Genomic DNA, 22,764 nt, shown 5'->3' on the forward strand with positions numbered 1-22,764 from the left:
GCTAAACAAAAACCGGGAAGTGTTTGCGGCACCCCCCGGCGAAGCGTTCAGGCCAGTCTTATTTATATAAGACTGATGGAATCTCATTACCTATTCTTTCACCTAAACAGCACAAAGTTATGTTTTTAAAAGTTTTCTGTAAACAAAGACTGATAACCGCTGTTTGCAATTGGCCCTGTGCAAACAGTAAAACAATGCAGTTTATGAAGATAACCAGCATTTTATTACTAGGTATTTGCCTTCAGGTGAGCGCCAAAGTATATCCCCAGAAAATAACCCTTTCTGAAAAGAAAGCGCCCCTGGAAAAGCTTTTCAGGGAGATCAAGCTACAGAGCGGGTATCTCTTTTTTTATGACCCCGACGTCATTAAAAAGACACAACCAGTTGACATTAATGTAGACAAAGCCGGCCTGGAAGAGGTGCTGGCCATTTGCTTCAGAAACCAACCGCTGGAATACACGATCAGCAATAAGATCATTATTGTTAATCCAAAAACAGCGAACCTGGAATCCTCGTCCATGCTGGCGCCACCACCTGTGGACATCAGTGGAAAGGTGGTAGACGAAGCGGGAAATCCTTTACCCGGGGCTTCCGTAAAGATAAAGGGGAGCAGCAAAGGCGCTTCGGCTGATGCCAATGGAAATTTCAACCTGCAGATTCCCGATAACAAGGCCGTTTTGATCGTTTCTTTCATCGGCTACGAAAGCCAGGAAGTGGCGGCTACAGGCGGGCAGATGTCCATTGTTTTGAAGCGGGAAGACACGCAGATAAGTGACATCGTAGTAATTGGATACGGTACTTCAAAGAAAAGTGATCTCACAGGGTCATTATCTTACGTTTCCAGTAAGGATTTCGAAGACCAGCCCGTTACCCGTTTAGACCAGGCTTTACAAGGCAGGGCAACCGGTGTTCAGGTAACCACTACTTCCGGTTCTCCCGGTGGTGATGTGCGTATCAGGATAAGAGGTTCCAACTCCTTAACAGGCGATAATAGTCCGCTGTATGTGGTAGACGGCTTTGTAGGGGCAGACTTTAATAATATCAACACAGAAGATATCGCTTCTATTGTTGTCTTGAAGGATGCTTCTTCTACTGCTATCTATGGCAGCAGGGGCGCTAATGGTGTCATCATTATCACTACCAAAACGGGCAAGTCCGGTAAGATGCAGGTAAATCTCATGACCAGGCTCAGTACTTCAGAAGTGATTGGCCGTTATGATGTGATGAATGCCGCAGACTTTGCGGAGACCGTCAATGCCCGCGACCTGGCACTGACACCTCCCGGCGGTGGATACACACCGCGCTTTTCTGATGCAGAGATCCAGGGATTCCGGCAAAAAGGCGGAACAGACTGGCAGGATGAAATTTTCAGATCCGGCATAGGAAAAGAATACCAGCTTGGTTTTACAGGAGGTTCCGAGAAAACCACCTACCTGATCAACGGTAATTATTTAAACCAGGAAGGTATTATCCGCAACTCGGATTTTAAGCGTTATTCTATCCGCTCTAACGTTGCTTCGCAGATTACTGACAAGTTTTCTCTCCGGCTTAATTTTACCGGTATCAGAAGAGAAAATCATAATAGCAGTGGTACCGGAGCAAGGGGCAGTTCTTTAGGACAGGCACTTGCGTGGGCGCCTACAACGCCTGTTTATGCGCCTAACGGACAGTATACCATCAAAGATCCCACCAGTTCTATCTTCTCTAATCCGGTAGCGATCAATGAACAATCCGATAACCGAAACGACAGAACGAACGTAAACCTGATAGGTGGAGTACGTTATCAGTTTTTGCCGGAATTATCCCTGGATATTCAGGGTGGTATCAACTATACCAATGATCAGTACAAAGGATTCGCTGGCCCTGCCATCACGGCTAATACGCCTTCGGCTTCCCGTGCTTCCAATGAAAATATCCTGATACAGAACACCAATAACCTGACCTATAAAAAGGTATTTAATGATGTTCATAATCTGGAAGTGACCGGGGTATTGGAAACACAACAATCCAAAGGAACCGGTTTTGATGTATCAGTGAATGGGCTTACTTATCCCGATCTGAAATACAACAACATGGCACTTTCCGTTTCCTCTCAAGTGGGTTCCGGTTATGGTGAGTGGAGTTTGTTATCGTTCTTAGGTAGGGTTAACTATGATTATAAAGATAAATATTTCGTGTCTGCCTCTATTCGCCGCGATGGATCTTCCAAATTCCGCGGAAAGAATAAGTTCAGCACCTTCCCGTCCGCAGCTGTTGGCTGGAAATTATCTGAAGAACCGTTCCTCAAAGACCTGAATATTTTCCAGAATTTGAAATTAAGAGGTAGCTGGGGCTTAACGGGTAATCAGGGTATTAATCCTTATGCAACCCTTTCTGCCTATACCACCAATCTGGATGATGCGGGGATGGTATTCAATGGCGCAGCCGGTACGATTGTTTCCGGTATTGCTTTGGGTAATCCGGGTAACCTGGATCTGAAATGGGAAACAACCGAACAGATTAATGCCGGGATAGATGTGGAAATTTTCCAGGGAGCCGTTACGCTGACTGCCGATTATTTCGTAAAGAATACCCGTGATCTATTGCTGAATCAGCCTGTACCAGGCTACCTGGGTGGCAATTCCATTCTGTCGAATGTGGGTAATATGCAAAACAAGGGATGGGAGTTTTCAGTGGGTGTGAATGCATTTGCCAGAAGGGATTTCAACTGGAATAGTTCATTCAACGTCTCTTTTGTAAAAAATACATTGGTAAGCTTGGGCGAAGACCGGGAGGAAATACGGTTTGACGAGTTTATATTAAGACCAGGCGAACCTATTGGTACTTTCTTTGGCTATAAATACCTGGGCACCTATAAGGCTAAGGACGCAGCCGACGCGGCAAGATATGGCCTTAAACCAGGCGATGCCCGCTACCTGGATGTGAATGACGATGGGAAGTATGACGAAGATGATTACCAGATAATAGGACATGCATTACCTAAAACTTCTTTAGGATGGAATAATACTTTTACTTACAAAAACTTTGGGCTGAATGTTTTCGTGCAAGGATTGTATGGCATGGACAAGTTAAATTATTCTTATGCTTATGGTATGCTGGGAAGCACGGATGCTAAAGAGATCCTGTTCTCTGATATCAAAAACCGTTATATTCCTGGCGTAAATGAAACATCCGATATCCCGGGTTTCAGTTCTGCACCTAGTAATTCCGAAGCGCAAAGTTCCCGCTTTATTGAGAGAGCAGATTTCTTAAGACTGAAAAATCTGAGTTTATCTTATGATTTTAAAAGAGTACAGTTGAAAAACATTGCATCGGCAAGGTTATTTATCAGTGCTACCAATCTGCTTACTTTTTCCAATTACCGCGGCATAGATCCTGAAGCCAACTCTAATCAATCTGAAGGGCTTACCTGGAATGGATATGTAGCTGATACCCAACAGGGGTTGGATCAAGGGGCCTATCCTAACGCGAAGGTCTATACGATTGGATTAAACGTAACATTTTAAATTTTAAAAAAGATTATCATGAAAAAATATATGGTCTTTCTTTTTTGCGGGCTATTGGTGAGTTGTTCTAAATTTCTGGAAGAATCGCCTAAAGGGCTGGTTCAGGGCTCGGCAGCAATAGCTGATGTAACAGGATTGGAAGCTGCGCTGACCGGATCTTACAAAGGACTGGCACGTACGTGGTCCAGAGGGTTTATCAATTCCAGCACGCAGGGATTTGGTATGGGTGGCGATGATCTGACCACGTTGTTTGGTGGGAATAAGGCCGAATTCAGACAAATTGATCAGTTTGCAGTGACATCATCAAACGGCCATATCGCGATGATATGGAATGGCTGTTACAAAACGATTCAAGGCGCTAATAATGTCATTGAAAATGCACCGGGTATCGTTCCTATTGCAGCTACTGATCAGGCCACGATCAATCAGATACTGGGAGAAGCCTATTATCTGCGGGCTTTAAGCTACTATTGGCTGGTAAGGGGATTTGGTCCTATTCCACTGCTAACAAAAGTGGAATACGTTGTTACAACGGAGTTGCTGAACATGACAAAATCGGAGCCCATTGACGTATATAAAGTCATCGAAAGTGATTTAGCGATTGCTGAAACACTCGTGGGAAACACTAAACGCGATCCAGGAAGACCTAACAAAGGCACAGTGAAAGCCCTGATGGCAGACGTTTATCTCACAGAAGCCGGATGGCCGATCAAAGACGCTTCCAAATATGCAATGGCTGCCAGTAAAGCAAAAGAAGTGATCGATAATAAAGCCACCTATGGTTTTGAACTGGTAGACTTTGCCGTATTATGGGCTGGTAATGTTACCGCTATCGGTACAAAAGAAGAGGTAATGGCCATTCATACATCGGAAAATTATGGCGGATCTACCAACTCTATGGCGGGTGCTCCGACTGTTCCTGCGGAAGAAGGTGGCTGGGAAGATTATCACGCGGAAATCAATTTTTTTAATAATTTCCCCGCCGGCAAAAGAAAGGATATTACCTTTTATACGGTGTTCCATAAAGCAGATGGTACTTTAGTGGAATGGCAGAATAGTATTGCCAAGCATCCTTATTATGGGAAATTCAGGATCGAACACAACGACCGTTGGTATTCCTCTATGCCGGTGCATTTAATGCGCTATGCGCATGTGCTGCTGATCTATGCAGAAGCACAGGCCAGAGCTACCGGTACACCTAATGCAGATGCTTATAAGGCATTGAACGAGGTGCGTAAACGCGCCGGATTAGGAGACGCTCCCACTAATTTAGGAGGACCTGCTTTTGCGGATGCGGTAGTAATGGAAAGAGCATGGGAATTTGCCGGTGAGGCAACCACCCGGTGGTTCGATTTAATTCGTCTGGAAAAAGTAGAAGAAGCAAACTCAAATAAAAACGCGGCAGACCTTCAACCAATAGGGACTATTACCAAAGATGATTACTGGTTTCCTGTTCCATTAGGTGATGCGAGCGTCAATCCTAACTTATAACAAAACATGATGATCTTTTTTCAGTACTTAAAATTTTTTCCGGTCGTAGGTGCATTATTCATCCTGACCTCCTGCAACAATCACCAGCCGGAAGATTATAGTGGCTGGAAAAGGGCACATGGTAATGAGGAAGGGAATAAATATTCTTCCTTAACACAAATAGATACTTCCAATGTGAATGAGCTGGAGGTGGCCTGGGAATTTCATACCCGGGATGCCGATACCTCCGCTCATTCACAAATTCAATGCAATCCGGTTGTTGTAAATGGTATCATGTATACCACATCTCCCATGCTGAAAGTATTCGCCATTGATGCGGCTACCGGTAAGGAGAAATGGGTGTTCTCGCCCAATGATACCACTGTTGGGGAAAAGTGGTTTCACTTTATGATGAACAACAACCGGGGCGTTGCTTACTGGAGTGATGGCAAAAAAGAACGACGTATTTTTTATACTGCCGGTCCTTACCTGTATGCGCTTGATGCGGATTCAGGTAAACCGGATCGCAGTTTTGGTGTAAACGGGAAAGTGGATTTACACGAAGGATTGGAAATGGAAAACGTACAGGACCTGTTTGTCACCAATACTTCTGCGCCATCTGTTTATAAAGATCTGGTGCTGTGCGGATCAAGGGTATCCGAGGCAATGGATGCTGCACCTGGCGATATACGGGCATATGATGTGAGAACAGGTAAAAAGGTATGGCAATTTCATACGATTCCACACCCCGGAGAACCGGGTTATGAAACATGGGAAAATCCGGAAGCCTATAAAATGACCGGGGGCGCTAATAACTGGATGGGAATGACGATTGACCAGAAAAGAGGCATCGCTTATATTCCATTAGGATCAGCTGCTACAGATTTTTATGGCGGAAAAAGACGGGGCTCAAATTTATATGCGGACTGCATCCTGGCACTTGATGCTGCTACCGGCAAATACATCTGGCACTTTCAATATATCCACCATGATACCTGGGACTGGGACCCTTCTTCAGCGCCGGTTTTATTAACCGTAAATCATGACGGTAAAAAGATAGATGCCGTAGCACAAACCACTAAAACAGGGTTTGTGTTCCTGTTTGACCGTGAAAACGGAACGCCCCTTTTTCCGGTAATAGAAACACCTGTTGATACCGTAACAGAACTGACCGGTGAAAGGTTATGGCCTACACAACCCATTCCGCAGAAACCAGCTCCTTTCGTGCGTCAACAGTTTACTGTAAATGATATTAATCCTTACTTATCAAAAGAAGAATATGATGATGTAAAGAAAAAACTACTTTCTTACCGAAGTAATAAATTGTTTACCCCACAATCAAAACAGGGAACGGTTATCCTGCCGGGGTTTGATGGCGGTGCAGAATGGGGCGGACCCGCAGTAGATCCGGAAACGGGGATCTTGTACGTAAATGCGAATGAAATGGCATGGATACTCCGGATGCTTGATGTTGATAAGAAAAAGGTACACACCGAAAATTTCGCACAGGCAGGAGCAAGGCTCTATAAACAAAATTGTATGAGTTGTCATGGTCCCGAACGGGAAGGCAGCGGCAACTACCCGGCTATAACAGCGGCAAATAAAAAATACAATGCTGGCAGTTTTGTAGCTTTCATCAATGTAGGAAGAGGGATGATGCCGGCTTTTAAACACCTCAGCCAGCAAGATAAAGATGCCATCGCATCGTTTGTTTTAAATCTTAAAAAAGAACAGGGCAAAAAATATATTTCACAACTAACTGCAGCAGATTCTTTCCGGATGGTACCGTATCAGCATTCCGGCTATGATAAATTCCTGACCGCATCCGGTAATCCGGCTATCGCTCCGCCCTGGGGCTCGATGACGGCCATTGACCTGAACACGGGAGAGCATGTATGGAAAACAACACTCGGTGTTGATTCTGTTTTACAGGCAAGCGGTGCAAAGGTTACAGGAACTGAAAATTATGGCGGGCCCGTAGTAACAAAAGGTGGCTTGTTATTCATTGCGGCTACTAAAGACGGGAAGTTCCGCGCATTTAATAAAAGAACGGGCAAACTATTGTGGGAAGCGCCTTTATCTGCTGCCGGATTTGCCACGCCAGCTACCTACGAAGTGAACGGGAAACAATATGTGGTGATTGCCTGTGGTGGTGGAAAATTGAAGACAAAATCCGGTGATAGCTATGTTGCTTTTGCATTACCGGGAAAGTAAACGGGAATAATTTAAAAAAAAACGGCCATGAGAATGACAACGGCATACAGGTTAATCTTCAGTTTATTATTGTTGACGATAATGAATGAAGGCTATGCACAGCAAGTGAATAAATGGCCGGGCGGTAAAAAAGCGGCTATTGTTTTATCGTATGATGATGGGTTGACCTCACAGCTGGATATAGGCATTCCTCAACTGAACAAGTATAAATTAACCGGCACCTTTTTTCTCACCGGTAGTGTAACGGAAGACCAGATGCTGCGCTGGCGCAGCATTAGTAAACAAGGTTTTGAACTGGCCAATCATACGCTGTACCATCCCTGCTCAGAGCGGATGTATAAAAATTCACCGCAATATTATGCAGAGAATTATGATGTGAATACAACATTGCGGGAAATTGGTATGATGAATAAAATACTGTTTGGTATTGATGGAAAAAGAACCCGCACATTTGCTTTCCCCTGTAGTGAGTCATTAGCCGGTGGAGTGGATTATACAGATAGCTTAAAGCGTTCAGGGCTTATTAAATATGTTCGTTGGGGTGGAGATGAAAAAGCGGTTATCACCGATTTGAAGGGGCTGAATTTTTTCCGGGTGCCCAGTTGGGGCGTTACGAATAGTCCGGACGGCAATGCATTGATTGCTTTTGTTAAAGCTGCGCAGCAGAAAGGGGGCCTGGGCGTTTTTATGTTTCATGGAGTAGGCGGCGATTATATAGAAGTGTCGGCACAGGCGCATGAACAGCTATTGCAGTACCTGGCAAGCCACGGTAATGATGTGTGGGTGGCAACATTCCAGGAAGTGATGGACTATATTGCCGCTCAGCGGAAAGGTAAAAAGGAGATGAAATAGTATGGACACTTATTTTTTCAGCATGGAACGGAGAACAATTGTCGCCATCGTTATTTGCTGCCTGACGATCATGATAGGACAGCCTGTATGGGCACAAGTAAAAAATTATTATGGAGAGAAATCAACGGCGCCTGTTATTCCTCCCAAAGAGCAACGTATCCGGGTGATCATAGCCAGCGATGCCGCTACGGAAGTGGATGATGTATGGGCCATCTCCCTGGCGCTTCTTTATCCGGAACGGTTTGAGATAGAAGGATTTGTTGGTGGAAATTTTGATTATGGCATGTTGGGCGAATTTGGTCCAGAAAGTATAGAAAAATCAACGGCGCTTATCCGTACTATCCTCAGCAAAGCAGGGATGGCAGGGAAATATCCCGTGTATGCCGGCTCACAGCCGATGCAGTATCACAGTACCTCAAACAAATCGCCGGGAGTGGACTTTATTATAAAAAGAGCCATGGCCGGAACACCGGAAAATCCTTTATGGATCATAGGACTGGGGTCTGCAACAGACATCGCTGCCGCTTACCTGCAGGAACCTGCTATTAAAGACAGAATCGTGGTATTCTGGCATGGGCGCACCCAGTGGCCGTTTAAAGCCTATAACTATAACATTTTTGGCGATATGCATGCGGCCCGCATTTTATTTCATACCCCTTTACCATTTGTATTATTTGATACAGGTGGCCAGTTATCTGCTTCTATGGAAGATTCCAAAGCGCATGTAAAACCTTATGGAGAGCTGGGGGAATACCTGTACAACTACCGTCTTAAAAATGAACAATGGAAAAGCGCCAATAGGGGCTTTTTTGATATGGGAGATATTGCCGTGCTGATTGATCCGGAAATCGGAAAATGGGAAGCAGCCACCTGCCCGACTATAGAACCAGATCTTACCTACAACTTTTACAGGAGTAACGGAAAACTATTAAGATGCTACGATGCAGACCGGGAAAAAACGTTTGAATTACTCTATAAGAAGTTGAAAGAAAAGTATGAGAAGAATTAGCCTGGCTTTGTTGCTGATAGTATTATCAGTGCCTGTTTTTGCACAACAGGAATATGGTCGTGAATTATTTAATTTCGCCTGGAAGTTCCATCATGGTGAGCTTCCGGACGCCTTTAAACCCGCTTTTAATGATAAGGATTGGCGGCTGCTGGATGTGCCGCATGACTTTAGTATCGAAGGTTCTTTTAATAAAGACCTGCCGAGTTGCAACAGCTATCTGCCGGGTGGAATAGGATGGTACCGCAAGTCGTTTACTGCACCGTTAAAGGAAAAAGGAAAGAAAGTATTTATTCATTTTGATGGGGTCTATAAAAACAGTGAGGTCTGGATTAACGGACATTACCTGGGTAAACGTCCCAGCGGCTATATAGCTTTTGAATACGACCTTACACCCTGGATCATTTTCGGCAAAGAAAATGTGATCGCCGTAAAGGCTGATCACACGGACCTTACAGACTCTGGATGGTATACAGGTTCCGGCATTTACCGGAATGTTTACCTGTTGTATAAGCATCCTGTTCATATAAAACAGTGGGGCACTTTTGTCCGCACACCAAGCGTATCGCATGCACAGGCGCTGGTAAATACCTCCATTGCCTTGCAAAACGAAACAGAAAAGACTCGTTCCGTTGTTGTTGAAACCAGTTTGCTCGATGCTGCCGGCAATAACATTGCCAGGACAACGGCCAACGGAAGCATCTCCGGTAAAGGAGAGACAACATTTGAACTAAGTCTCACTGTTCCCAAGCCTCAGTTATGGTCTGTAGATACGCCGTATCTGTATACGCTGCGGACAACCATCAGATCAGGTGGAAAGGTCATTGATCAGCAGGATATAAAAACAGGTATCAGGGAGCTCCGGTTTGACAGTGAAAAAGGTTTTTTTCTGAATGGGAAAAACATGAAGCTGAAAGGCGTTTGTATGGTACATGATGCGGGTGTACTGGGTTCAGCTGTGCCCCGCGCCGTTTGGGAATCAAGACTGCATACCCTGAAAGAATTAGGATGTAATGCCATCCGTGCCTGTCATAACCCGCACTCAGCGGAATTCCTGGACGTTTGTGATGAACAAGGTTTCCTGGTAATAGCAGAAGCTTTTGATGAATGGGATCATCCTAAAACCAAATGGATTGACGGATGGAATCAGACCAAAAAAGTAAAGAACGGATATGCGCAGTATTTCCCGCAGTGGGGAGAAACGGATCTCCGCGATGAAGTATTGCGCGACAGAAATCATCCATCTGTTATCATGTGGAGCATTGGCAATGAAATAGATTTCCCGAATGACCCTTATACGCATCCCAGTCTTGATAGCTTTGCCAATCCGCAAACTTTTGCGCGGTATACACCTGGTAATCCCGATGCAGCCAGGCTGAAGGACCTCGCTCAAAAGCTCACAACCGTTGTTAAATCTGTTGATACTACACGCCCGGTTACCTCTGGTCTTGCTTCTGCTTATATGTCTACACAAGTAGGTTATGCAGGTGCTTTAGATGTAGTGGGGTATAATTACCAGGAAAGCCTATATCCTGCAAATCATAAAAAGTATCCGGGACAGATCCTCTATGGCAGTGAAACCGGCCACCGGTTTGAATACTGGAAAGCCGTAACGGATAACGATTTTGTAATAGGACAATTTTTATGGACCGGATTTGAATACATGGGGGAATCATTTAAATGGCCGCAACGGCTTAATCCTTTTGGAATAATTGACCTGGGAGGTTTTTTTAAACCGGAAGCGTATTTCCGCCAAAGTTTGTGGAGCGAAAAACCAATGGCATACATCGGCGCATGGGATACAACGGTAACGGAACCTACCATCTACTATTTATGGGATCATCATAATGCATTGCCTCATTGGAACTGGACAGCCGGTAAAACAATTAAAATACGCGGATTCACTAACTGCGAAGAAATGGAACTGTTCTTAAATGGCAAATCATTAGGAAAGAAAAAGATGGCCGACTTTGCAGATCATGTGATCACCTGGTTGGTGCCATATGAAAAAGGTACGTTGAAAGCAAGGGCAGGTTCAGGTGGAAAAGTTTTGGCGGAGTATGAATTGAACACGGCGGGAGCCGCCACGCAGCTCAGGGCGGAGCGTGACAAGCCTTATTTAAAAGCAGACAGACAAGATGTAACAAGTATATCGGTTTATGTAGATGATCAGCATAACGTACCCGTTTATCTCGCAGAAAATAACATTACTATTCATACAGCAGGACCGGTAAAATTATTGGGAATAGAAAATTCAAATCCTACAGATACATCAGATTATAAAGGAAACCATCATCATGCTTTCCGGGGAAAACTAAAGGTGTATATTCAGGCATTGGACAAGCCAGGCAAAGCCGTGGTTACCATCAGCTCCCCGGGATTAAAAGATGCGGTAGTGGATTTAATGATTAAACAGAAATGATTATGGCAATACCAAGGAGAACTTTCATTCAACAGGCAGGACTGCTTTCAGCAGGTCTGTTTATCAATCCATCCGATTTCCTGCTCAAAGCGCCGGAAGCGGGATTGCAGCTATGGACATTGCGGGAAGAATTGAAGAAAGATGTGAAAGGAGTCATGGCAAAAGTGGCAGCAGCAGGATATGCAGATGTGGAGACTTTTGGCGGCGGCAACCAGTTTTTCGGACTGGCCCCGAAAATATTTAAGCAATTGCTGAACGATCATCAGCTCATCTCTTCCAGTGGGCATTACTATTTCCCGGTGAATTACCAGGTGGCTAAAGAATTTGATGATGTTATCCTATCCTTTATGGAGGCGGCCAACATCATGCAACAAACATATATAGTAATTCCCAGTTTACCGGAAGCATTGTACAACACAGCTGATGGCTGTAAAATGGCGGCTGAAAAGCTGAACAGGGCCGGTGAATTATGCAGGAGCGCCAACTTACAGCTGGCCTATCATAACCATGATTTTGAGTTTAAGCAATTTGGTACACAAACCGGTTATGATATCTTGTTGAAAGAAACGGATGCTTCTTTGGTAAAAATGGAGCTGGACCTGTATTTTGCCATCAAGGCAGGTAAAGATCCGCTGGCGCTTTTCGCAAAAGCACCTGGCCGGTTTGCGTTGTGGCATATCAAGGATATGGATAAATCAGATCCGGCATTAAATACAGAAGTAGGAAGCGGGAGTATCAATTTCAAAAAGATCTTTGCACATGCACAAGAAGCAGGGGTGCGCCGCTATTTTATCGAACAGGAAAATTTTTCTATGAACCCGTTCCGCAGTATAAAAAAGAGTTGTGATTTTTTTAAGAAGACATTCAGGTAGTGATAGAAGGACGCTATGATGTAATCAAATATCAGGTATATTGCATGCAGTGCAGTTAAGTTAAGTGAACGAACATAGCAACCTCATGTATAAAGAGCCTCAAAATGATTCCCCGGGGAAGCAGGGATCGGCAGTAACTCCTATCGTAGATTTATTACAGGGAAGTGAAGAGCAGTATCAGCAACTATTCTTCGGGTTTCCGGTTGCCATGTATTCAACAAATCAGCAAGGTTATATAACGTCCTACAACAAAGCGGCAGCAATGCTTTGGGGGCGTGAGCCGGTTATAGGGGTGGACTTATGGTGCGGCTCCTGGAAGATTTCCCGGCCGGATGGGTCGCATCTTCCATTGGATAGCTGCCCGATGGCCATTGCTTTGAAAGAGGGGCGTCCTTTATCAGGAGAAGAGATCATAGTGGAGCGCCCGGATGGGGAAAGACGGAATGTGCGTGTCCATCCCAGACCCATTTTTGATCAGTCCGGTAAAATTACCGGGGCAGTGAATATGTTGATTGATTTTACGGAGATAAAACAATCAGAGCAGGCGTTACAGGAAAATGAGCGAAAACTTCGCCAGTTGGCGGACCAGCTGGAGCAAAAAGTAGCAACAAGAACACTGGAAGTAGAGCAAAAAAATGAAGCACTGATAAGGAGTGAGGAGCGGTTTCATAAAATGATCGCGGAAGTGGAAGATTATGCTATCCTGCTGTTGGATAAAAATGGTATTATACAGAACTGGAACAAAGGTGCAGAAAAAATAAAAGGGTATAAAGAAGAAGAAATTGTAGGAAAGAGTTTCAGGATATTCTATCTGCCGGCAGATCAGCAAAATAAATTGCCGGAAAAATTGATTGAAGAAGCGCGGACACTTGGGCGGGCCAGCCATGAAGGTTGGCGGCTTAGAAAAGACGGTACCGCATTCTGGGGAAGCATTGTTATCACCGCTTTACATGATGATCAGGGCAACATCATCGGGTTTTCAAAAGTAACCCGCGACCTTACCGAGAGAAAAGCAGCGGAAGATAAAATGAAACAGTACGCGGGTGAACTGGAATTGCAGAACAAAGAACTCCAGCAGTTTGCTTATGCTGCTGCGCATGATATGAAGGAGCCTTTGAGAAAGATCCAGTTTTATACTACCGCTATTATGGGTAACGAGATGGTGCAATTGCCCGGTAAAGAAAAAAACTATTTAGACCGGACCAGCATGGCAGCCATGCGCATGCAGGAATTGATTGAAGATCTGCTGACTTACACCAAAATGTCTACAACCGCTGAAATGTTTGAGCAGGTTGATTTGAATAAAACTTTGGAAGAAGTCTGCTTTTCTTACCAGGACGTTATTGACCAAACAAATACTGTTATAGCAGCAGTCCCGCTACCGGTTATCACCGGGATACCTTTTCAAATCCGGCAGTTGTTTGACAACCTGATAGGTAATGCACTTAAATATCATTCTCCGCAACGGGTGTTGCATATTATAATTAATTATGAAAGGGTACTGAACCCTGCTGAAGAAGCAGGAAGCATAACTGCTGGTCAGGAAATGCACAAAATATCTATTCAGGACAACGGGATTGGATTTGAGGCTGAATTTTCGGAAATAATCTTTGAAATGTTTGAGCGGCTGCATGGGAGAGAGAATTATCCGGGAACGGGCATCGGCTTATCCCTGTGTAAAAAGATCATGCAGAATCATAAAGGTTTCATAGAGGCGGCGGCCATTCCTGGTGAGGGAGCCTGCTTTACCTTTTATATACCCTGTGGTTGAGCATCCACTGTATTAATACTATTACCCCGTATTTCCAGGATCTGCGTTGCCAGGGCCGTAAGCTCTGTAAGGTTAACCGGCTTCGTGAAATAGTGGGTGGCGCCTCTTTCCATGCATAGCTTTATATGTTCCGGTTGCCGGGAGGTACTCCATACTATTTTAGGAATGGAGCCATAACGGGGACGATCATTCATTCTCTCTAAAACATCGGCTGCACTCAGGATCGGCATTTTATAATCAAGAACTACAAGCGCAGGCAACTCATGATCAGCACAACCTTCCAGGTATTTCAGGACTTCCTGCCCGTTCTGTACACTTTGTATCGCCACAGTAGCATCGAGATTTAAAATAGCTTCCACTAAAATTTCCTGGTCTTCAATATCATCGTCTGCCAGGAGAATATATGCCATCTTTTTTACCATCGTTATTATTTAAACATTGCGGACATGGCAATGGGTATCACAATTAATGCCAGTCCTTAAAAGGCCCCGGCACTGCCTGTACCAACGAACATATGATGGTAGTAATTTCGGGTCATTTGGTTACAGTGGAATACCATCCCGGAAACAGCATCTCAGCATCCCAAAATGTTTTAATCCCCTTTCACCTTCATTTGTAAGGTGTAAATGGCTGTGGATGCGGTAATGAATAACAGGTTGTTATCTTTTCCGCCAAAGCAGATATTAGCGGTCCATTTTTCCGGGATGGCGATATGTTCAATTTCCTTCCCTGTTTTGTCATAAACCAATACACCGTTGCCACATAGGTACAAATTACCCAAATTGTCCAGGGTCATCCCATCACCACCTTTGGAAATGAAGAGTTGCTTGTCTGAGAGGGTACCATCCTTATTGATTTTGTACCGGTAGGTTTTATCGGCGCCGATATCAGCTACATAAAGCCATTTCCCATCGCGGGTACCGATGATACCATTGGGTTTTGTAAGATCTCCGGCTGCCAGTAGCGGTTTCTTTTTGCCTTTTGGCAGATAGTATACCTGTTGAGCTTCAATATCGGGTTTTTGCCTGTCCCAATAAGCGCGTTGATAATAAGGATCGGTAAAGTAAATATTGCCCGCAGGGCTTATCCATACGTCGTTCGGGCCATTCAGCCGGTGTCCTTCGAAATTGTTTACCAGCACGGTCACCTTTCCTTTGGGCGTAATGGACCATAGTTCATCTTTTTCATCTGCACAGGCCAGCATATTGCCTTTCCTGTCGAAGTAAAGACCGTTGGAGCGACCGGCAGGGTCCATGAAAACAGACAATTTCCCGTCTGTATCATATTTCCAGATCTTGTTATTGGGTTGATCCGTAAAGTAGATATTGCCTTTTTTATCTGACGCCGGCCCTTCGGTAAAAGAAAACTGGCTGGAAACCAGTTGCGGAGTGGCATTATCAGCAATGATGCCGGCATTGGGTTGCTGACCCTGTACCGGTTGTAGTGCGTATATCAGGCAAAAGAAAATGCCTGCATAAACTTGTTTTATTATTTGCATATCGTGGAATCGTTTCACAAGTGTAGTAATTATCGGGAAATTATTATAGAAAAGATGGTATTAACGGGCGAATTAGTATTTAATTAAGTCTGCCGTTAAGCCATCGGTATTAGTTTGCAGGCTGCTGCAAGAACAGCAATAACATCTTCCGCTTATCAAATTACTTTCTAAATTAATTCCACATGAGAAACTCATTATTGTTGGTAGCTGCTGTGCTTTTGCTATGTTGTCAGACTTTATCAGCACAAAACAAGGACAGTACACAAACTACCTACCCATCATTTAAAGGACTGGTGATGGCCGGATACCAGGGCTGGTTCAGGGCAGAAGGCGATGGTACTTCCTCCCGGCGTCATGTTTATGGCGATGAAACCCGCAGTGGTATTGATGCATGGCCGGATGTAAGCGAGTATGAACAAACCTATGCCACTCCTTTTTTGCTGAAAGATGGCAGCCAGGCGCGTTTCTTTAGCTCGCACGATAAAAGTACCGTTGATCTTCATTTTAAGTGGATGCAGGAATATGGCGTAGATGGTGTATTCATGCAACGGTTCTTCCAGGAAACAAAGCGGGACCGGAAAAGCAGGTCCGAATCCACCACTATCCTGAGCAATGCATTGCTGGCGGCATCAAAATATAAAAGAGCGATTGCTGTTATGTATGATCTTTCCGGTTTGAAAGGAAAGGGGGAAGATTGTTCTTCTATTATTGACGATTGGAAATACCTGGTAGATGAGATCGGGGTTACCCGGCAGACGGGCACCCATACCTATCTGCATGAAAATGGCAAGCCGGTAGTGGTGATCTGGGGCGTGGGTTTTCCGGACCGGCCTTATGATATCCGTAACATTGGTCTGGAACGGGTCATTGATTTTCTGAAAAATGATCCGGTATATGGCAACTGTACCGTGATGCTGGGTGTGCCTACTTCCTGGCGGGAACTGAATGCAGATTGTATCCACGATCCTTACCTGCACACGCTGATCAGGCAGGCAGATATGGTATTGCCCTGGACAGTACAAAGATTTTCGCCGTTGCTGCATAATGATATGGACCGCTACCGGGATCTGCTGATCAGTGATATGGAATGGTGCCGTAAAAACAAGGTGGAATATGTTCCCTGTGTATATCCCGGTTTCAGCTGGCATAACCTGAGCCGTTATGAATTTCCTGATGATGTAAAACCACTGGGCTCTATTCCGCGGCAGGGCGGCCGGTTTTACTGGCAGCAATTAGCTACTGCCATCAATGCAGGTGCTTCTATGATTTATGTAGCGATGTTTGATGAAGTAAATGAAGGTACAGCCATTTTTAAATGTTCGGATAACCCACCTGTAACAAAAACGGATGTTGCATTTATTGGTATGGATGGAAAGCCTTCCGACTGGTATTTATGGCTCACCGGTGAGGCGGCAAAGATGTTGCGTAAAGAAAAACCTGTTAGCCTGGTGTTGCCGGAACGTAAATAGTACATGAACAGGGGGGTGAAACGCCTGCATGAGGCTTGCGCATTTTCGCTGGGGGTAGGGAATTATTTTTAAAAAAACTTGTAGCGTTTAGAAATGGTTAACACTTCGCACTTTTGGAAGCTGTAATATTGATGACAAGCAGTAAACGTCAATTATCTTTTAAACCATGAAATGGCTATGAAAATTTTCCCAACCCCAGCCAGGGCTTCTTCCGGCAATAATGACAAGGCATTTGAAGCAGCATACGGGAAGTATTATAAGTCGCTGTTTTATCTTGCCTACCTGAAGGTGAAAGATTATTCCGATGCAGGGGAGGTGGTAAAACAGGTTTTTATCACTGCTTACGGGATGAAAACAGTGGATTGGACAAGTCCCGACCTGGCGGATTTCCTGGCCAGGAAAGTGGTTGCAGCCTGCTGTGGCCGTCATGCAGGGATAGGAAGTATGCTGAAAGGCCGGGTGGCCCCGGCAGAAAAGATCCTATCCCTGATAAAATAGCTAAAGGGCGCTGCCGGTTATTATATCAGGTGAATAATGCAACTTTGCAGTATGGCAGATATAAAGTCGATCCAGGATTTTTATGCAGAAACTGCTGCTTCCGTACCGGAGAATGTGCCGAAAGAAATAGGGCATTTCAACGTGTTTGAAACCGCTCATTTTGCCGGAGAAAAGGCGGCGCCCATGCCTTACGACCGCCGGGCCTATTATAAGATTAGCCTGATCATAGGAAAAAACAGGGCGGAATATGCCGACAAAGTCATTGATATTGAAGCGCATGCCCTTCTTTTTGCGACGCCTAAAATACCTTATAACTGGCAACCGTTGAGCGATGTACAGGGTGGTTATTTCTGCATCTTTACAGAAGATTTTCTGACAAAAAACAGTAGTGACCTGCTGTTGCAACAGCTGCCGGTATTCAGTCCGGGAGGTCATCCTGTACTATCTCTTACAGCTGAGCAGGTAAAGGAGGTGGAGCATATCTTCCTTAAAATGTTTAAGGAAATGAACAGCGACTATGTATATAAATATGACCTGCTCCGGAACTATGTGATAGAACTCATCCACAACGGGCAGAAGTTGCAGCCTGTTACTACCTTGTATACTGATTCCAATGCAGCCGGCAGAATTTCTGCGCTTTTTACGGAACTCCTGGAAAGGCAGTTCCCCGTTGAGTCTCCGCGGCAACAGCTGAAACTGCGGGCAGCAAAGGATTATGCCAGCCAGTTGTCGGTACATGTCAATTATCTCAACAAAGTATTAAAGGACGTTACCGGCAAAACCACTACCGTACTCATTGCGGAGCGATTGGTAAAAGAGGCCAAAGTAATGCTGAAACATACCGATAGGAACATTTCAGAAATTGCCTGGAGCCTGGGATTTGAAGATCCCTCTCACTTTAATTATCTCTTTAAAAAACATACGCTGCTTACACCCACCGCATTCCGGTCCTGATATTTGAATTTCGCTAGTATTGATTTGATACCCGCAAGCATGCAGGGCCATGCCCATGCTACCTTTGCTGTATCAATCATTCAAAATAGTTATTCAAATGGAATCCAATAACAAAATAGCACTCGTAACCGGTGCCAATCGCGGCTTAGGAAAGAACATGGCTTTGAAACTCGCAGCAAGTGGTGTAGATATTATTGCGGTATACCGTAGTAATAAAGAAGAGGCCGAAGCAGTGGTGGCCACTATTGAAAAAACCGGCAGAAAGGCTGCCCTGTTGCAACTCGACGTCGCAGATACCTCCTCCTTTGATACTTTCTTCCAATCGCTGGGCAGCATCCTGAAAGAAAAGTGGAACCGGCACCAGTTCGATTTCCTGGTCAACAACGCCGGTATTGACGCGCATTCCCTGTTCCCTGATACCACTGAAAACGCATTTGATGCCCTGATGAATGTGCATTTCAAAGGCGTCTATTTCCTCACCCAGAAAGCCCTGCCTTTTATCAATGATAACGGCAGGATCATCAATCTTTCTACGGGCTTAACCAGGTTTGCAACACCCGGCTATGCTGCTTATGCAGCCATGAAAGGCGCGGTGGAAGTGCTCACAAAATACCTGGCCAAGGAACTGGGTCACCGGGGCATTACGGTGAATGCAGTGGCGCCGGGTATTACGCATACCGACTTTACAAAAAATGCTTTTGCGCATCAGCCGCAGCTGGAAACTGTTATGAGCTCCTTTACTGCCCTGGGCAGGGTAGGGCAGCCGGATGATATAGGCGGTATTGTTGCTTTCCTTTGTACACCGGAAGCCCGCTGGATTACTGCACAAAGAATTGAAGCGTCGGGCGGCCTCTTTTTGTAATCCGTCATTTTACCTCACGTGGTATCCCTTGCTGCTCAGTTCTGCCGCTGTAAAGGCAATATATTGGGCTTCATGCAGGGGATAATCCCAACATCCCATGCGGTGGTACATTTCACCGCCAAAGCCCCTTTTAAACTTATACAGGCCATACAACGGATGTTGTGGGTCAGGGGTAGGAGACACGCCGAAGAAGTCGTATTCGGTGCAGCCTTTTTGTTTGGCGCGCCGCATCGCTTCCCATTGCAGGAGGTAGGTGCCCATATAGTTCCGGTTCATATTGGCAGAGGCGCCATAGAGATAGGTACCCCTGTTGCCAGACACCACGAGGAACATGGCGGCCAACGGCATGCCGTCTGCTTCTGCCAGCAGCATTTCAACTTCCGCAGGGGAGTTGGTGTTGCTGGCGCGGGCGGTTAATACGGTCTTGAAATAATTAATGTCATCCTGACAAATACCGTTCCTGGCCGAAGTTTGCGTGTATAGGTCGTACCACGTGGTGATATCTTCCAATCCGGAGGATTTTACCGTTACGCCTTTCCTTTTTGCCAGCTGAATATTGTACCTGGTTTTGGTCTTCATATTTTCCAGCAAAACATGTTCATCTCTCTTTAAATCCATAAAAATAGTATTGGATGGGAGGATGTCGCTGTTCGTCTTTTTCAGGTTCCAGTTCTGTGTGTTATAGTTAAAGCGTAGTTCCTGCATCTTTTTGCCGGGAGGGCCTGTCCAGATACCTTGTTCGTCAAAATATTGCTCGTCCATAGACCAGTGCGACTGCCATGCCAGATCATAACGGATCATAATACATTTATTGGGCAGCAACGGACGGAGGGACTCCGATAATTCTTCCAGGAAAACGCCCTGGCGGTCCATATGGGGCTCCGTTTCAGGGCCGTAGGGCACATAGGCCATGCAATATTCATCATTGATCTGCCGGATGATCACCAGCACATCGCTCTCTACAAATTTATGTTCAGGTGTATCTGTAAATAATTCACTTTTTGCTACCTTAAAATCAAAGGCACTCGACATCAACCCCTGTCGGGTCTTCACTTCCGACCAAAAGGCCGTTTGTTGCAGTATAGGTGTTTTATTCACCTGTTCTATTTCTTTTTTACTGACTTTGATATTCATTTCTGACCGTATTAGCAATGATGATCATGCTGATATTATCACTTTTTGTTAAATGAAATAATCATTTAACCTCGCGGTGAAAGCATGATAAAAAAAGATAAAATGGGATTCCCCCGAACATGGTAATAAACTATAAATGGTTCGGGGCTTTTGTATGAAAGTCTTTGTAATTAGAGACGAAATACAGTTTCTTACAAAAGCAGAAAAAGGGGGCAGTATCCGCTACAGGCGGCACCGGCACGCAATAAGCCAGAGACTTATCCGTGCAATCTATCGGGCGATATGATATGCAGTGTAACATGCCGGCGCAAAGGTACGAAAAAAATATTTTTTACTTCCTGGGGTAGCGAAGATGACATTTTGCTGTTCTTGTGGCGGAGCAGTAAAATCCGCCGTGAGTACAATTTGCGGGATACACCGAATCAGGGTGACAGGCACAAATGGTAAGAGAATGTTAAAAGATTGATTTTTTTTATTAAGTTAGCATAAACGTTTTAGCAACCAATGAACAGGGCTGACATTTCTGAATGGCAACACCGGATCAACCAAAATGATGACGAGCAGGCATTTGCCTGTTTGTTTCGCCATTTTTATGACCGCCTCATTCATTTTTGTGTACAGTATGTGCATGTCACCGAAGCGGCGGAAGAAATTGTGTCGGACGTTTTTGTGAAGCTATGGAACCGTCGCAGCGAGCTCGACAAAGTAAATAATCTCCAGGTATATCTTTTTGTTGCCGTAAAAAATCATTCGCTCAATTATCTCGAACAGTATTCCCATCTCCGCATTGTGCCGCTGCATGAATCCGGTATGGCCAATCTCCGCAACAGCGTAGACCTGGAACGTGACCTGGAATGGAAAGAGATGCGTTTTAAGATGGACCAGATCGTGGAATCACTGCCGGAACAGTGCCGCCGGATCTTTAAACTCATCAAAGAAGATGGTTTTAAATATAAAGAAGTAGCCCAGATCCTCAATATCTCTCCCAGAACCGTAGAAACACAGCTTTTTAGGGCCATGCGCCGTCTTAATGATGGTTTGTCAAGGCTGCACAAGGGCCGGAACATATTGCCGCCGTTGCTGATCTTATTGGCATTGTCGTACTTTGTCTGATCCCCCCAAAAAAATATTTTTCCCGCTTGTAAGTAATTCCCTCTCCTTTACCTGTCCTTGGTATCGTATACGATTCCATTTTATGATCCACGAAGAGAAATTTATCAACCTGGCCACACATGTACTTACAGGAGTGGCTACTGTGGCGGAAAAGCAGGAGCTGGATGCCTTGCTGACGCAATACCCGGAATTAGCGGAACGTTACACCCTGCTCGCTAACTACTTCACCGACCCCGGCAACCGGGCGGCGGAGAACACCGAGCTGGTGTTGCAACGTACATTGGCAAAAATCAGATCACAGGAAGATGCCATCCCATCTCCCCAACACAAAAAATGGCAGTTATCTGCCTGGAAATGGGCAGCGGCAGCAAGCGTAATAGGAATCCTGGCTGGTGGCCTGTACCTGTTTAAAGGTAGCTCCGCTAAAAAAACAGCCATGAACACCCAGTGGCTCAAACGCAGCAATGGTAAAGGGATCAAATCATTTATCACATTGGCCGATGGCAGTAAAATATGGCTGAATGCTGCGAGCGTACTCACTTATCCCCGCAAGTTCAATAGCAGCAACCGTGAAGTATACCTCGAAGGGGAAGCCTTTTTTGATGTAGCCAACAATGTGGAACGCCCTTTTATTATTCACCTGAAAAAAGGTACGATTAAAGTACTAGGCACTTCCTTTAATATCCGTGCATATAATAATGAACCGGTACAAACGGCTGTGGTAACGGGTAAGGTGGCCTTTATTCCCAGGTATGAAGGCACCCGGAAAATAGGAGACACCATTCTTATTACACCCGATGTGAAAGTGACCTACACTTCCAGCAGCGGAACGCTCGTAAAAGGTACCACCATCGGCAATGAAGATAAAGCCTGGACAGAAGGACGCCTGATTTTCAGAAACGCCACCCTGGAAGAAATCGGCTATAGCCTGGAAAGGAACTTTAGCAAGCGGGTCATATTTGAAGCCAAAGCACCGCGCCAGTTCCGGCTTACAGGATCTTTCCATAATAACTCGCTGGAAGATATTATGTATTACCTGAGCCGTTCAAAAGCATTTCATTATACCATTACTGATAGTACACTTGTTATTGCAGAATAAATACTTGTTATACGAATGCCTGAT

The 22,764-nt window shown here is 45.0% G+C and carries 17 protein-coding genes; 14 read left to right on the forward strand and 3 right to left on the reverse strand.

Annotated features, from left to right (window positions below):
• Nucleotides 1-203: 203 nt before the first annotated feature.
• From ABQ275_RS08110 to ABQ275_RS08145, 8 genes are all read left to right on the forward strand, one after another.
• Nucleotides 204-3,506: a TonB-dependent receptor gene (locus ABQ275_RS08110; RefSeq protein ID WP_349317782.1), complete on the forward strand. Its 3,303-nt coding sequence runs from the start codon at nucleotides 204-206 to the stop codon at nucleotides 3,504-3,506.
• 18 nt (nucleotides 3,507-3,524) lie between these two features.
• Nucleotides 3,525-4,997: a RagB/SusD family nutrient uptake outer membrane protein gene (locus tag ABQ275_RS08115; RefSeq protein WP_349317783.1), complete on the forward strand. Its 1,473-nt coding sequence runs from the start codon at nucleotides 3,525-3,527 to the stop codon at nucleotides 4,995-4,997.
• A gap of 6 nt (nucleotides 4,998-5,003) precedes the next feature.
• Complete coding sequence (locus ABQ275_RS08120) at nucleotides 5,004-7,190, forward strand: PQQ-binding-like beta-propeller repeat protein (protein ID WP_349317784.1); 2,187 nt, start codon at nucleotides 5,004-5,006, stop codon at nucleotides 7,188-7,190.
• Between the two features lie 27 nt (nucleotides 7,191-7,217).
• Nucleotides 7,218-8,042 (forward strand): polysaccharide deacetylase family protein, encoded by an 825-nt coding sequence (locus ABQ275_RS08125; protein ID WP_349317785.1) that lies wholly within the window; start codon nucleotides 7,218-7,220, stop codon nucleotides 8,040-8,042.
• Between the two features lies 1 nt (nucleotide 8,043).
• Nucleotides 8,044-9,051 carry a nucleoside hydrolase gene (locus tag ABQ275_RS08130; RefSeq protein WP_349317786.1) on the forward strand — a complete coding sequence of 336 codons (1,008 nt, stop codon included), beginning with the start codon at nucleotides 8,044-8,046 and terminating at the stop codon, nucleotides 9,049-9,051.
• Nucleotides 9,038-11,470, forward strand: a complete 2,433-nt coding sequence (locus tag ABQ275_RS08135) for a sugar-binding domain-containing protein (RefSeq protein ID WP_349317787.1) — start codon at nucleotides 9,038-9,040, stop codon at nucleotides 11,468-11,470. Before ABQ275_RS08130 ends, ABQ275_RS08135 begins: the two co-directional genes overlap by 14 nt.
• A gap of 2 nt (nucleotides 11,471-11,472) precedes the next feature.
• Entirely contained in the window at nucleotides 11,473-12,342 is an 870-nt protein-coding gene (locus ABQ275_RS08140) for a sugar phosphate isomerase/epimerase (RefSeq protein ID WP_349317788.1), read from the forward strand.
• 85 nt (nucleotides 12,343-12,427) lie between these two features.
• Nucleotides 12,428-14,113, forward strand: coding sequence for a PAS domain S-box protein (locus ABQ275_RS08145; protein ID WP_349317789.1), 1,686 nt, complete (start codon nucleotides 12,428-12,430; stop codon nucleotides 14,111-14,113).
• Here ABQ275_RS08145 and ABQ275_RS08150 read toward each other — a convergent pair.
• Both ABQ275_RS08150 and ABQ275_RS08155 read right to left on the reverse strand, forming a co-directional pair.
• Nucleotides 14,095-14,523 (reverse strand): response regulator, encoded by a 429-nt coding sequence (locus ABQ275_RS08150; protein WP_349317790.1) that lies wholly within the window; start codon nucleotides 14,521-14,523, stop codon nucleotides 14,095-14,097. The two genes, ABQ275_RS08145 and ABQ275_RS08150, sit on opposite strands and share 19 nt — an antisense overlap.
• Before the next feature lie 182 nt (nucleotides 14,524-14,705).
• Nucleotides 14,706-15,629 carry an SMP-30/gluconolactonase/LRE family protein gene (locus tag ABQ275_RS08155; protein ID WP_349317791.1) on the reverse strand — a complete coding sequence of 308 codons (924 nt, stop codon included), beginning with the start codon at nucleotides 15,627-15,629 and terminating at the stop codon, nucleotides 14,706-14,708.
• A 164-nt stretch (nucleotides 15,630-15,793) separates the two neighbouring features.
• Between ABQ275_RS08155 and ABQ275_RS08160 the strand changes: the two genes are divergently transcribed.
• The 4 genes from ABQ275_RS08160 (at nucleotide 15,794) to ABQ275_RS08175 (ending at nucleotide 19,394) form a co-directional block, all read left to right on the forward strand.
• Nucleotides 15,794-17,080, forward strand: a complete 1,287-nt coding sequence (locus ABQ275_RS08160) for a glycoside hydrolase family 71/99-like protein (protein WP_349317792.1) — start codon at nucleotides 15,794-15,796, stop codon at nucleotides 17,078-17,080.
• 177 nt (nucleotides 17,081-17,257) lie between these two features.
• Nucleotides 17,258-17,578, forward strand: a complete 321-nt coding sequence (locus tag ABQ275_RS08165) for a hypothetical protein (RefSeq protein WP_349317793.1) — start codon at nucleotides 17,258-17,260, stop codon at nucleotides 17,576-17,578.
• A gap of 51 nt (nucleotides 17,579-17,629) precedes the next feature.
• Nucleotides 17,630-18,532: a helix-turn-helix transcriptional regulator gene (locus tag ABQ275_RS08170; protein ID WP_349317794.1), complete on the forward strand. Its 903-nt coding sequence runs from the start codon at nucleotides 17,630-17,632 to the stop codon at nucleotides 18,530-18,532.
• Nucleotides 18,533-18,629: 97 nt separating this feature from the next.
• Nucleotides 18,630-19,394, forward strand: coding sequence for an SDR family oxidoreductase (locus ABQ275_RS08175; RefSeq protein WP_349317795.1), 765 nt, complete (start codon nucleotides 18,630-18,632; stop codon nucleotides 19,392-19,394).
• Nucleotides 19,395-19,403: 9 nt separating this feature from the next.
• On the opposite strand, the gene ABQ275_RS08180 is transcribed toward ABQ275_RS08175, so the two are convergent.
• Nucleotides 19,404-20,528, reverse strand: a complete 1,125-nt coding sequence (locus ABQ275_RS08180; RefSeq protein ID WP_349317796.1) for a peptidoglycan bridge formation glycyltransferase FemA/FemB family protein — start codon at nucleotides 20,526-20,528, stop codon at nucleotides 19,404-19,406.
• Between the two features lie 504 nt (nucleotides 20,529-21,032).
• On the opposite strand from ABQ275_RS08180, the gene ABQ275_RS08185 reads away from it, so the two are divergent.
• Both ABQ275_RS08185 and ABQ275_RS08190 read left to right on the forward strand, forming a co-directional pair.
• The gene (locus tag ABQ275_RS08185) at nucleotides 21,033-21,641 is read left to right on the forward strand and encodes an RNA polymerase sigma-70 factor (RefSeq protein WP_349317797.1); all 609 of its coding nucleotides are present in this window, start codon (nucleotides 21,033-21,035) and stop codon (nucleotides 21,639-21,641) included.
• 82 nt (nucleotides 21,642-21,723) lie between these two features.
• The gene (locus tag ABQ275_RS08190; protein ID WP_349317798.1) at nucleotides 21,724-22,740 is read left to right on the forward strand and encodes a FecR domain-containing protein; all 1,017 of its coding nucleotides are present in this window, start codon (nucleotides 21,724-21,726) and stop codon (nucleotides 22,738-22,740) included.
• The last annotated feature ends 24 nt before the right edge of the window (nucleotides 22,741-22,764 follow it).

The organism is Chitinophaga sp. MM2321, from assembly GCF_964033635.1.
GTDB lineage: Bacteria > Bacteroidota > Bacteroidia > Chitinophagales > Chitinophagaceae > Chitinophaga.